At 34.9% G+C, this 13,825-nt stretch carries 11 protein-coding genes; all 11 read right to left on the reverse strand.

Annotation, left to right across the window (positions count from 1 at the left end):
- Positions 1-258: 258 nt before the first annotated feature.
- Entirely contained in the window at positions 259-831 is a 573-nt protein-coding gene (locus MKX82_RS25870) for a cysteine hydrolase family protein (protein WP_341081158.1), read from the reverse strand.
- 136 nt (positions 832-967) lie between these two features.
- On the reverse strand, positions 968-1,471 hold the full coding sequence (locus MKX82_RS25875; RefSeq protein WP_341081160.1) for a DinB family protein: 504 nt from the start codon (positions 1,469-1,471) through the stop codon (positions 968-970).
- A gap of 118 nt (positions 1,472-1,589) precedes the next feature.
- A complete protein-coding gene (locus MKX82_RS25880; protein ID WP_341081162.1) occupies positions 1,590-2,324 on the reverse strand; it encodes an SDR family NAD(P)-dependent oxidoreductase in 735 nt (244 codons plus the stop codon).
- A 215-nt stretch (positions 2,325-2,539) separates the two neighbouring features.
- Entirely contained in the window at positions 2,540-3,991 is a 1,452-nt protein-coding gene (locus tag MKX82_RS25885) for an anti-sigma factor (protein ID WP_341081164.1), read from the reverse strand.
- Positions 3,957-4,514 carry an RNA polymerase sigma factor gene (locus MKX82_RS25890; RefSeq protein ID WP_251645694.1) on the reverse strand — a complete coding sequence of 186 codons (558 nt, stop codon included), beginning with the start codon at positions 4,512-4,514 and terminating at the stop codon, positions 3,957-3,959. Before MKX82_RS25890 ends, MKX82_RS25885 begins: the two co-directional genes overlap by 35 nt.
- A 512-nt stretch (positions 4,515-5,026) precedes the next feature.
- Positions 5,027-5,998: a LacI family DNA-binding transcriptional regulator gene (locus MKX82_RS25895; RefSeq protein WP_237942863.1), complete on the reverse strand. Its 972-nt coding sequence runs from the start codon at positions 5,996-5,998 to the stop codon at positions 5,027-5,029.
- A 431-nt stretch (positions 5,999-6,429) separates the two neighbouring features.
- Positions 6,430-7,059, reverse strand: a complete 630-nt coding sequence (locus tag MKX82_RS25900; RefSeq protein ID WP_341081171.1) for a hypothetical protein — start codon at positions 7,057-7,059, stop codon at positions 6,430-6,432.
- A 545-nt stretch (positions 7,060-7,604) separates the two neighbouring features.
- The gene (locus MKX82_RS25905; RefSeq protein ID WP_341081172.1) at positions 7,605-9,119 is read right to left on the reverse strand and encodes a DHA2 family efflux MFS transporter permease subunit; all 1,515 of its coding nucleotides are present in this window, start codon (positions 9,117-9,119) and stop codon (positions 7,605-7,607) included.
- 343 nt (positions 9,120-9,462) lie between these two features.
- A complete protein-coding gene (locus MKX82_RS25910) occupies positions 9,463-9,885 on the reverse strand; it encodes a hypothetical protein (protein ID WP_341081174.1) in 423 nt (140 codons plus the stop codon).
- 22 nt (positions 9,886-9,907) lie between these two features.
- Positions 9,908-13,069, reverse strand: a complete 3,162-nt coding sequence (locus MKX82_RS25915) for an ATP-binding cassette domain-containing protein (RefSeq protein WP_341081644.1) — start codon at positions 13,067-13,069, stop codon at positions 9,908-9,910.
- Positions 13,070-13,093: 24 nt separating this feature from the next.
- Positions 13,094-13,801 (reverse strand): DNA alkylation repair protein, encoded by a 708-nt coding sequence (locus tag MKX82_RS25920; protein ID WP_341081175.1) that lies wholly within the window; start codon positions 13,799-13,801, stop codon positions 13,094-13,096.
- Positions 13,802-13,825 lie beyond the last annotated feature (24 nt).

Here is a 13,825-nt window from a genome sequence, read left to right on the forward strand (position 1 = left end):
TGTTCCTATGGAATATCGACTTTTTCTTTATGATGCCCATACACTATAAATCTCTCAATAAACAAACACTTATTCTTAAATTTAACATTTTATAAAGCTAAAGCAGCAGAAAAGAATAAATAAAGTGCCAACTAATTAGTGCAGGCTTGATGAATATATGAGATACAGGAATGTTTTTATCCTACATTTTTATATTACAGGAATTCTGCTCTTATTGTACTAGAAAAGACGCTCCCTTTTATGAAAAGAATGCATTTTTTAGTACATATGCCTAGAAAAGAACTCGTTTATCCATTTATCTGTTGTAAGTATTGTGGCAAATTCTTCGTGCAATGTAGCTAGAGAGATATTATGAATAGCTTCTGCATCATAATATATCTCATTTTGGTCCTTTAAACCAAAGGCAGCTGTTGCATCTGAAATCAGGTATGTATCGAAACCTAAGTTACCACTCATTCTTGTAGTTGTAGATACACAATGAGGTGTAGTTAAACCAGTAATTACAACTGTTTTTATTTCATTTTCTATTAAAATCTCTTCTAAATTTGTACCAATAAAGCTACTGTTTACTTTCTTATTTATTATTACTTCTTTATCAATAGGTTTAACGATTTCTTTAATAGCAAACCCCTCATTTTTATGATGAAATACTGAATTAGGATTATCAGATGTATGTTGTATATGTATTACTAACCATTCTTGTTCTCTCCATAATTTTAGTATCTTACTAATGTTTTCTTCTGCATTAAGGTTGTTACGTTCTCCCCATTTTTTATTATCGAAAGCTTTTTGCACATCGACTATAATTAAAGCTTTTTTCTTTTCCTCCATAAGATATCCTCCTATCATTAATTTTCACTACATTTTAAATCACTTTTGTTCATTTAACCTACCATGTTATGTAATAAGAAAAATATCATCGCTGCCTTTAGCACTTATTTCTGTTAGGTGATTTTCTTTAAAACTATTAAAATGAAAATTCCTTTTCAGATAGTCCCAAAATATCTGTATTATTAGGTAAATAACCGAGTAACCGCAGCATTGCTACAATTTGCCCCTTATGATGAAATTCATGTGTAATAGAATGGCATAGTAATTGGTGTGGCGATTTTCTTATAACCCCACTGCCTACTTTCCAAGAAGGCTCTTTAACGATCAGTTCATTATTTCTATCAGCGAATTGATCGAAAACATTATCTACATATATATTTGCCTGCTGAAAATAATGTTGGATATTTTCCATTTTCATTTCCTTGATTGCTTCCTTTGATAATAATGGTGCATCCGTTTTGGCAAGCACAAAAGAACCTAACCAAGCATGATAACAACCCGCGACATGAACTAAGGAATCTTTTATATTTTGAAATCCAAATCCAAACTCTTTTGTAAAATCAGCTTCATTCAATTCTTTACACTGGTCTAGTAAAATCTGCCTTGTTTGTTTTACCCACTCATATTCCTGTTTGTCCATCTCACTATCCCCCAACTTATAAAGATAATAACTGAATATTCTTCTTATTATACATAAATGAAGCTTTTCACTAAACACTAATTTTCCATTTCGTACCGACATAATGTGGAGTCTTTTACTACCGTAAATATCCTCCATTATTAATATCAAACGTTGCTCCTGTGTAATGCTTTGCTTTATCTGATAATAAAAAAACAACCGTTTCCGCCACATCTTCAGGTAGGACAGGGGTATTAATGAGTTGGTGACTTAAATATTCTTCTTTTCTCCAATCAGGTATTATCCCCATCATCGTTGTATTTACCATCGTAGGCGCAACAGCATTAACTCGAATATATGGTGAAAAATTCATGGCGCAGCTTTTAGATAAACCAAGTATAGCTGCTTTCGAAAGTCCGTAAATCGCATCTGAACTGCCTTCCATCCCTGAAACTGAAGACATATTAATGATGACTCCCTTCCGTTTCTCTTCCAATAATTTTTTGCCAAACATTTGTGAAAAATAAATAAATCCCTTTACATTTATGTCTAAAACTTTATCCATTTCATCTGCTTGATAATCCAAAATATTTTTTGCTAAATAAATTCCAGCATTGTTAACTAAACAATCTACGTCAGAATGTTCTGCTTCGATGTAATCAAAAAATTTAGTAACAGCTTCATATTTACTGACATCTAATTGGTATGTATATAAAACATTACGATCATCCATTGCCAGTGATAAATTATTTAAAGAGTTGCCATTAATATCGCAAGCAATTACCGATGCACCCTCATTTAAACATCCTTTGACAATCTCCTTTCCAATTCCATAGCCTGCACCTGTTACTATAACTTTTCTTTTTTTGAGCATTTTTTATAACTCCTCTCTATATTGGTTTTTTTTGAAAATTTTATCTTCTTTAAATTATAAATGAAACAAATGGAAAAAGGTGGAGGAATTACTTTGCTGTAACATTATTCGTACCAATACAAAGAACCCAGCATTTTCTGCTGGATTCTTTTAATAATATTTCTTTTAGGTTTATGTCTAATAACTATAAACTACATTTTTTAATAGTTTTTAAACTATTGACGAATATCAATCCACCAACGGTCTTCTGCATTTAAGTCTTCTGTTATACCAGACCCAGAGTAATGGAAAACATCAAGGAAAATAGAGTCCAGTTTATCTTCATCAACAAAATAACCTAAGTTAATCTTCTTCGTTTGACCTGGTTGGATACTTCCAATATTGTAAAAGGATTTACCACTTCCGTGAGGTTCTAGATAATCAACTTCGCCAGTCATAATACTGTGTTCTGAATTTCCATCAAAATTAGCATAGTTCCACGCATTTCCTTCCGATTTAAGCACTTGCAAGGATGGATGCATATAAATTTCCTCGGTTGCCTGATTACTAGTATTTGTAACTGTTGTAGTTAAATAGACAAACTTTCCATTAATTAATTGGGTATCTACTAACTTGTCAATGGTATCCTTGCCATCCCCCATTTTATAAATATTTCGTTTGTATGGTATAAGGGTTTTTTCCTGATCTATAGCGTTATAATGGGTTAGCATTTCTAATCCAAATTCATTAAAGTTCCCCTGCTTGAAATCTTTAATCGAATCATAGATTTCAACCTTATTTACCGTATATTCTAAGGAATCCATTTTACTGACAGTACCATTGCTTCCATTAACCAATTCTTCTATCGTTACTGGAACCACTTCACCTATAGAAAATAATCTATTGCTGTCTTTATTCAAAGGAATAACTTTAAATTCAGTTTGGTCATCGCTGATTTGAGCTTCTTCATACTCTATTATTGGTGTTGCCTTTTCTTTTGATGTTGGTACAAGTGAAATATCTTCCAAAACCTTCATCATTACGTCCTCGTTAACATCAGCCCCAACATAACTCTCTAACATGATTCCCTCGTTCTCAAATAAGAGATATACCTGTCTGTCAAACGTCATGCTTTCATTTACTGAATCTTTACTGATAATAACTGCTTTCCTGCCATTTATCTCTTTTTCTTCATAATTATTTGCGTAAAGTGTCTGGAAGTCTGATTTTCCCCCTACTCTCATAAGACTAAATGAAAAACCACCTTGCGCATAGTTATCTTTAAATGAAAACTTCATGCCATCAGTATTTCGAACTTCTTCCATATTTTCTGGCATATTAGCAATTTTCAATTTATACCATTTATCTTGGTTATTTGTATTTGTATTTGTCACGGAAATATCTACTTCATAATTTTGTTTTTGGATAGTCATATCATAGACTTTAACGGCACCAAAAGCAGTTGTCGGTATACCAATTAATAGACAGGCAGCAGCAATTAATAAACGATTCTTTTTGCGCCTGATCTTTTGTTGTTCCCTTTTTGCCTTAATTTCCTCCATAAACAATTTCTTTTTATGGTTGTAGGTGTCTGAGAATTCATGTTGTCCAGCTAATGAATCAAAATCATCTAAAGCAATTTTTTCAGCTAAATCATACATTTTTTTTGAGTCCTGTGAATTCGTCAAATTGTAAACCTCCTATCATATTAAGTACACGTTTACGGGCGCGTTCATATTGCTTTCGAACATTGACCTCCGTTAATCCCATTAGCTTGGATATTTCCTGATACGACAGATTATAGAAAACTTTATATTTGAAAACCTGTCTACAAGATTCACTCAACACTGTTAACAATGTATCAATTTGATTTTCAGACATTAAACGCTGTTGCCACTCTTCAATATTTTCATCTATAGTTTCAATTGATTCTCTTTGATATTCTTCCACAAGCAGACCATGGCGTTTATTTTTCCGATAGCTATCTATCGCTTTGTTTTTCGCTATTCTTAATATGTAGCGTTTAAGCTCTTGCGTATCCAAGCTATACAGTTTTTCTAAATTGTTATAAAGTGTGATGAATGTCTCTTGAACAGAATCCTCCGCCTGCTGGATATTATTTAAAATGGAATAGGCAACAGAATAAATTTTTTGTTCATACAACTCATATAATTCTTCCATCTTTTCATAATCTTGATTATTAACTTTCATCTTATCCCCCTCTCACTCTATATAACGAACGAAGTGTAACCAGTTGTGACAGTTTATAAAAAAAAGAATACAAAAAGAAGAGCTTTCCATTCCTAAACTAATACTCTTTTATAAACCCTTGATAGTTATTTCCTGTCCCTGCCCTTATTGTGGCATAAGAAAAGGATTCCAAATTATTATGGAATCCCTCAACAAATCAGTTATAATACAGCAGTTAGGAAAAATTATTTCTTTCTGTTTCTCTACTCAAGCGTAGTGAGTGAAGCTATGGTCATAATGATTAGTACAAAGGAAATTGTAAACCATACGGTATTATTAGCTGTATTTTCTTCATACTTTATCTTCTTTAACAATGACACAAGATTTAAACAAAAAACAATACAATAAATGGGTAATAAGTAAAAGCTAAAAATAGCAAAAACTTCAATCAAAATAGTCACCTTTTTTCATTACTAAGTCAAAATAAAAGCGAATTAAACCAGCATCCCTACCACCATATAATAAAGCAATATTTAAGCTGTAGTTCCTTTTAATAATCGAACAGGCAGCCTTGTTTCTAAATGAATGTCTGTGAATTCTCCCTCTATTTCTTTCAATAAAATATCGATAGCTGTTTTCGCTATTAGATCGACTGGCTGCCTAATGGTTGTAAGTTCTGGTAATAATGTTTGAGCTGTCTCTGTCCCATCATAGCCGACTACCTTAATGTTTTTTCCTCGTTTTTTTGCTTCATTCCAAAATGCTGCCGCAAATAAATCATTAGTGGCAAATACACCATCTACTTCTGGATGGTCGTTAAAAATTTCATTTATTATATGTATATAACTATTTTGAGCAAAAACCTCTGATATTTCATAAATAATTGGCGTCCTGCCCTGTTGCTCCATAAGATCTATATACGCTTTTCTTCTTAATCTGGCCGGCGTTTCCAGTTCTCCAATTCCATCCATTAGCACAATACAATTACAGTCATTTTCAATTAACAATTCTGTTGCGATTTTCCCACCTTCGTAATTATCAGAGCCGACAACTGGGATGGTTTCAGACAGATACCTATCTATAGCAACAACAGCTAAACCTTGCTTATGATAATCAAAAATACCGCGATTATGTGTGCCGACAATAATTCCATCCACCTGATTTCGTAATAACATTTCCAAGTATTTTTCTTCTTTATCAATCTGATTTAAACTATTGCAAAGCAACACCTTATACCCTAACGTTGCACAAATGTTTTCTAAGTGAAAAGTCAGTTCTCCAAAGAAAGGGTTTGCCGTTGTCGGCAGTATCAAGCCAATTAAGTTAGACCGCTTGTTAAATAAAGACCGAGCAACATCATTTGGAAAATAATTAAGCTCATTCATCGCTTCTTGGACTTTTTCCCTAGTTTTATCACTTATGTACCCGCGGTTATTCAAAACACGCGAAACAGTAGTTGGCGAAACACCAGCCTTTTTCGCCACATCTTCAATTTTAGGCTTCATTTCTGTTCCTCCTAAAAAACCAATTAAGTATATTATAGTACAAAAGATTATCCGCTGTTTTACAAGATGAAAGATTTATAACATTTTAGGAAGAAAAAGTGCTCATCACGTTATTAACATTAGCCGTCACTTCCATTTTTAAGCTCTACTCTGAATTTTCTTGTTTGTATGTTTAATCAGCAAATCTTGGGTTAACAGACATTAAGATTACTTTTGTTTTAAAGTCAGAATTCAGTTATTTTCATTTTGTCTTTATTCTATAGATAAATGATGTAAAAAAACCGCAAACATTGTCATATCATGCGATTTCTCAGGAAATACAACATAAAATACGGAAAATATTTCTCAGCTTGTCGCTCCTTCATGATATGCCCCGAAATAGTGCATAATAAAAGCCCGAATCCGCATAAGAATTCGGGCTTTTCATTATTTTATTCTTCTGTAGCTAATTCCTCTTCTGCTTCTTCTAAATCATCAGGATAAACTGTCGTATCAAATACTTCTCCTGTTGCTTCGTCTTTAACATCGATATTTACCTTCATTTTATCCATGTCTTCTCCGTTAAAGAGGTTATACATCATACCCGTAATACCAATACCGATAATGGACCATGAATCCATGCTGTTCTCATAGGCTGCTTTATCAACCGTTAAAGTGAACTTAGAGAAAGAGTTATTGTAAGTAATATCTTTCACAGATGGGAAAGTGCCGTCTGTTTTTATTTCATCTAATGATTTTTCGGCATTTGTTTTAATGTCTTTCATCATTTTTTTATGCTCTGATTTAGACATTTTATACGTTAAAGAACCATCCCCGTTTTTTGTTACCTCAATACCTTCTGCTTCCGCTTCTTTAATGGTATTATCAATGTCCTCGCCTTCAACAAAAGATGCTGGCATTGTAATTTCCACATTTAGCAGACCTTTGTCTACAGCAAAATCCTCTGTTTCTTCTGATTCCTTCTTGTCACTTGAAGTCTTGCTTGCTTCTTTGTCTGCTCCACAAGCAGCAAGTGCAAGTACCGTAATGGCTAAAAATAACAAAAACCCAAATTTTTTCATGTAAGAATCCCCCTACTGTACTATATATTGTATTTACGTACCTTAGTACAATACCATATAATAGGAGGTCATTTCTAGCAATCTCTAATAATCGAATTATTCTAAACTCTATTCCTTACCGACATATATGTAATTATCAAAGGATAATAATGACATTTCAGCCCCATTCTTTTCGTTAATTGTCATCGCCCCCTCCTGTGCTATTTGAAGCTCGTAATTCTTCCTTTTCTTGTCTGAAAAAAAGATGATAGTTTCACGGCTCTCTCTCCTAGTTTTATTTGGAGATTAGACGGAATAATTTACAAAAAATTACAATCTTAGTTATAATAAAAGAATCTTTTCCTTTTAAATTTTTCCCCAATTATTCGCATTTAAAATACTTGAGTAACTCATTTAACACCTTCACTAATCCCTGTTATTTCCTTATATTAAAATAATAATTATATTGGGTTACTATGTATTCAGATTGAGATGTTTATTACAGTCTATAATTAATAAAAACGGGTGCCTAGTGCTTAGGCAACCCGTTTTTCTGTGTCTTATTCTTACTCTTTTATACTATCAAGCTTCGTACTAACTTCCTCTTTAGCCGCCTGATTTCCATAATGCGGTCTTACTCGTTTAATAAACAATGCGAGTATTAGTGCAAGCACTGCAATCCATGTAGAAACAATAAAGGTAAAGTTAATTCCATGTATCATTGCTTCATTCATGATTTGTTGTTGAATTTCCGTTGCCGACTGTGCTGTACTTGCATCCATATTTGCCATTGCATTAGCAGCTAATTCCTCTGCTTCTGCTTTCGTTCTATTTTGCATAACGGTAATTAATAACGCTGACCCAATTGCACCTGATACTTGTTGTAAAGTGTTGTTCAATGCTGTTCCGTGTGGATTGTTAATCGGCGGCAATTGATTTAATCCGTTTGTCATTACTGGCATCATAACCATGGACATTCCGAACATACGCAAGGTGTACAATAAGACAAGTGTGGAATATGCAGTATTCATGCCGATCTTGCTGAAGTAATAAGACGTTATAACTGTAATCGTTAAGCCAATTACGGCTAGTATTCTTGCTCCGTACTTATCAAAGAGTTTCCCTGTTATCGGCGACATTATTCCCATTACAATCGCTCCAGGGAGCATTAACAAGCCTGAATCCATTGGAGAAATGCCGCGGATGGTCTGCACATAGATTGGCAGCAGGATCATAGATGAAAACATTGCGACTGAAATAACAATGGAAATAACTGACGACAATGCAAACATAGGATACTTATAGATGCGAAACTCAAGCATCGGCTCATCCATGCGCAGCTGGCGCAGGATAAAAGTAAGCAATGCAACTGTACCAATAATAATCGTTCCATATACGTATGGGCTATCCCAGCCCTTCTCTCCTGCAGAACTAAAGCCATACAGCAACCCACCGAAGCCAATGCTCGATAAAACTAATGAGAATATATCAAGCTTAATATCTCGTTGGGCCGTTACATCTTTTAATTTAATAAAGGCAAAAACTAAAGTTAAAATTGCAATTGGCAGAACAATATCAAATAACATTCTCCAGCTGTAATGCTCAATCAGCCAGCCTGAGAGCGTTGGCCCAATTGCTGGAGCTGTAATCATCACCAGACCAAACATCCCCATTGCTGCCCCTCTTTTTTCAACTGGAAATGCTGTAAGCATCACATTCATTAATAACGGCATCATGATCGCTGATCCTGCTGCCTGAATCATGCGCGCTCCTAGTAACACACTGAATGCTGGAGCAATGCTTGCTAAGAGCGTTCCTAAAGTAAATAATAACATGGCTGTTAAGAATAATTTTTTATCAGAAAAACGCTGAATGAAGAACGCACTAGCTGGTATTAATATCCCATTAATGAGCATATAACCTGTAGACAGCCATTGTACTGCAGTCGCATTCACGTCGAATTCCTCCATAATTGCTGGAAGAGCAACGTTAAGCAAGGTTTCATTTAATATCGCTACAAAGGCGCCGATAAATAAAATCGCAATCATGCCATATGGAGGTGAATTAGTTTCCTTTGTCATGTGGAATCAGTCCTTCTTTCTTATTTAATTTATCCTTCAAATCTGTAAAGCTCCCCTCTTCCTCCGTTTCAATAATTCCTTTGTTTCTGTTTTAAATAATTGAATTTACAACAAAAACACTCCTTTTAAATTTTTTTCAAAAAAGGATTGACGAAAGCATGGTATACATCGTATAATTAAGATAGGGATAATATACGATAATAACTAAATATAAAATGCATACCTATGTAAATTTACCATATCTAGTAACTCTTTTCAATGGTGAATTACATATTTTTTTATGTAATTTTTTATTAGAAGTGCGTTCATTGAACGCACTTCTATTTTTTTTGCGGCAGGCCGTTTATTCTTTACTATAAACGGAATAATTAGCATGCAGCTGTCCATCTTGTCCAAGTATTCGCTGTGTAACGAACATTTGTGTTTTATCTGCTGATAATGATCTCGTTGCCTCGTTAAGGATGTTTCTATCTTTATATGCAGCAGAGATGAATTTTCCATCTGCAGTTATTTCATACTTAACAAAATCGACTCCTTGACCTTTAAAAGGATGCTTTTCCCCGTCAGGAATCCCGGAAAATTCCACTTGATATGTTTGTTCACTTTGTTCCTCCCAGCTGACGTGAAATAGCACTTTCTCGCCAACTAGCTTGATACTATACGTGCCTGAAGCAGGCGGACTGCCTAATGAATAATTAGATTCTTCCGTTAACAACTTCCATGTTCCGCAAAAGTCTTGAACAGCATTTCCTAGACTTTGTTTCATAATATCCGTTGCTCCATTTCTGTTATTTTGCCAAGCTGTGATATACAGCCATCATATCTCGCTTATTTAATTCTCGAATGCGGTTGAATATTGGAATTTCTTTGACTTCCTCTGCAGCGCCTTCTGTAACCACATCGCTTACCGTACCAGTCAGCCATGTTTGTACTTTTACACCTTCAACTAATTCCTCTAATCCCTCTTCATTGATCCCGCTCGCATGACAGCTGACACACGGCACCGATAATTTCATGACACCATCATGAAGATTATCTTCCGAGATAACCTTTTTGCCTTTGCAGAAAGGACATGGATGACTTGCTTTTATTTTATTAATTTGGGTTACAATTTTTTTATATCCGAATGCTTCATATACATAGGTCAGCTTTTTGTATTTCCCATTCGTGAAATATTTATCAATAATACTTTCTCTCGTTTCATCAATACCAGTAAAATCACAGATTGTCAGCTTGTTTTTACTGCTTAAGTTTTCGATATTGCCTTTAATACTGCCCCAGAACGGCAACACATTTTGCAAAACAATTTCATAGCCGACAAAGCTTGCTAATTCAAGTTCCAGCATTTTAAGGGCTGCTTGTGTTTTTCGAGGCAGCAAGGAAACATCCTGCGTCAGTGGCATGTCTTTGCCGACGATTGCTTTAAGTTTCTCTAAAACTGGTAATGAGCCGACGATATTAATAATCTTTGTAATAGGAAGTTGAATTAACTCCCGGATATCGACGTCACTAAACAACAGCTTTTTCTCGTGATTTAATATAGTGCCATTACAAATTGGGCAAGGTATCATTTCTTTTGATTGCTTCATCTGTTCTTTAATGATGGATTTTGACACAACCATATAACGGCCAAGTATAAAGTTGAAGCCTTCCCATTTCTTTGAAGACTTTGTCGCTTTATCATAAAATGACTTGTCCCAATAGCCATATAAGAAGGTATGTTTTTCTGCTTCTGTTAACTCGTTATAGCTCTTACTCAAATCATGACCTAATTCATTTTTTATTTCCTCGAAAAGAAATTGTATTTTTGCATGTTGATAATATTTCAGCACTTCCATCACATCAGGATGTAATAAGCCGTCCCAAAATGGAACTGTTTTATCTTGAATCACTAACTCAAAATCAAATTTTTCCATTTCTCTGCGCCCGGAACAGCTTGGACAGTGATTAGCTTGACTATAAAAATCAAAGCTTTTTGTATCTTTATTAGCTGGATGAGCAGATACGATATGATTAATTATTCCGCCTATTTCAAAAAGAAAACTGTATTGGCTATATAAGTGCCTCTCTAAATCAATAGCGATGACTGGTGCAATTTTATCAGATTCATATTCGCCGTAAATCAATCGTGCCATAGAAGAAAGACTCTTTAGAATGCCGCCTTTATAGACGTTTTCAGCTTGTTTAAAATAACTGATATGATTTTCCGTTAAATAATTTATTCCCTTTACTGAATCTAATTGGGATGATATATGTATCGATTCATCATTCTTCTCAGTATTTTTTTGGCTGAAATATTCATCATGACTGACCACATCAAGATGCTGCACAGGTTCAGACTGTCTTTTTCCAAAATCTACAATAAAATCAGAGCTTTCAAGCATATAAGCATTATGTTCAATCATTATGATGGAGACTGTTTGATCTTCCAAAATAATTCTTACACTATCAATGAATTGATTTAAGATATTTTGTGATAACCCTTTAGAAGGCTCATCAAATATAAATAGTGTATGCGGATTTCTGGTGTTGGCAAACAGCTCTGAAACTAAGTGAACACATTGAAATTCACCTGTTGACAGTGTCTGTGTTTTTCGTTCCAATGTTAAATATCCGAGCCCAAGCTTAATCAATAAACTTAGCCGTTTATGGACAATGTCTTCTTTTGGAAGCTCTTCAACAATATCTTCAATTGAGCGCTGAAAAACATCTTCTATTTCGCTGCTATATTTTGATAGCTTCCTTTTTATATCAAGAAATGTCGCAATCGTTGACCTGCTCGTGATGGACTGATTCCGGTCCTGACCTACCATTACGAGTTTGTCTTTTGGGTATCGCTTCAGAAAATCCCTTGCAATGCACTCATTTACTAAAGTTGATTTACCGCAGCCAGATTCACCTGTAAAGGTTACAAGTCTATTTTTTGGAATCTCGATTTCCGCCATTTGAATATTGCGGCAATACAAATCGTAAAATGGATAGAATTCAGTTGGAGCTTCCTCATTCCGTTCCCAAAGTATGGCTTGCGGACGCGGAGATTCGTTCACTAGCTTTCCTCCGTATTTACCGCTGCCTGGCCCAAAGAACAATTGCTTATCTGCTGCATTTAATACACTATCAGAATGATCTATCAGCCAAATTTGGTTTTTACAGCCTAATTGTTGAACCTGTTCTAATATTTTTAATAGCGTGTCATGATCAAGACCAACCGATATTTCATCAATAATAATCACCGTATTGCTGCTGGCAGACATAAATTCTGCCAAATATAGACGGGTTAGTTCTCCGCCCGATAAGGTGCCCATTATCCGGTTTAATGTTAAGTAACCTATATTCATATTGATAATATTGCGAAGAACAAGCTGTCTTTCTTCACTAATATTTAATTCCTCCGCCAAGGAATAGATCGTTTCAACACTTAAATTATTCACATCAGAAATGCTGTGAGGATGATTTCTAAGCTTTAGCAGATGTTGCTCTACATCTTCACTATAACGCTTGCCATCGCACTTTTTACATGCAACATTTTTTGTCGTTCCCCGCCCTTTGCATGCAGGGCACCATCCTAACGCATTATTAAAAGAAAATACCTCTGGTGAAAGATGAAACATTTCTCCAAACTTATTTCGTATCTCTTTAAAAACACCAGTATGTGTGCCAATAGTAGAGCGTGGATTGGAAGAAATCGAGGATTTTCCAAGAAAAAGCACTAACGGCATATTCTCCATATTAATAGCGCTAAAATTGGTTTCCATAATATCTGCAAATAAATATTGGTATTCCGCTTTAGGCAATAGAGAAACAAGCCGTTTTTTTGATTCCTCCCCTATTGTTTGACAAAAGGTAGTTTTTCCAGATCCGGATAAGCCTGCAATTCCGAGCGACCGATCCTCTGGCAAGATTGCATCTAAACGGTTAATATTGTTGGCAATTAACTGATTGATTTTAATCGTTATTCTCTCCTTACATTCTAATTAGCATCTGACATATTTGCGTTTAAATCCCAGTTTTCCTCTATCCACTTCTTTTTGAATATTTTCATAAGCATGTAAGAAGCTGCTTTTTTTATTAGCTCGTTTCAATTCGACAATACCTATTTGTTGAGCTGTTTCAACTGCCTTTTCATGTAGCGGCAAATAAGAAACACCAACAGTATATATAAAATTATTCATAGCAGATTTTGTTCGTTCTGGCGATTCTGCAATTGTTTCTTTGACACTTTCTAGCATGCTTGAAATCTTGCTTTCGGAAAACTCGGTGTCTTTGCGATTTCCTAGCATCCAGCAATAACAGCTCCAGCCTGCAGACATCTTCAATTCGTCTCCGCTTGCAATCCACTTATCAGCAACCTCTTGGGCAATATCAGACTCAGATAATGTTACCGCTACCACATAATCGGACAGCATATAAAAGTAAGCACCATCTATCCACCGATCGTAATCCGATTCTGTCATGCCTTTTGGGTCTGCAATAATGCCTGCGAAATACATTGCATCATAGTTCCCAGTTGCATATAGCTCTTCTGCCAATGATTGATTAATTTTTATTTTTTTAGCGATTGGTTTCATAGCACCTGTAGCCACACCAAATAAAGGCTCATGAGCACCATTGGACATGTAAATCTTTTTTGTGCGTTCCTTGCCAAGTGCTTCAAGCTCACTCATTACCGTTTGAAAATCCATTGTCTTCTTCCTCTCCTAGTTAAG

The organism is Niallia sp. FSL R7-0271 (assembly GCF_038005785.1).
Classification (GTDB): Bacteria; Bacillota; Bacilli; order Bacillales; family Cytobacillaceae; genus Niallia.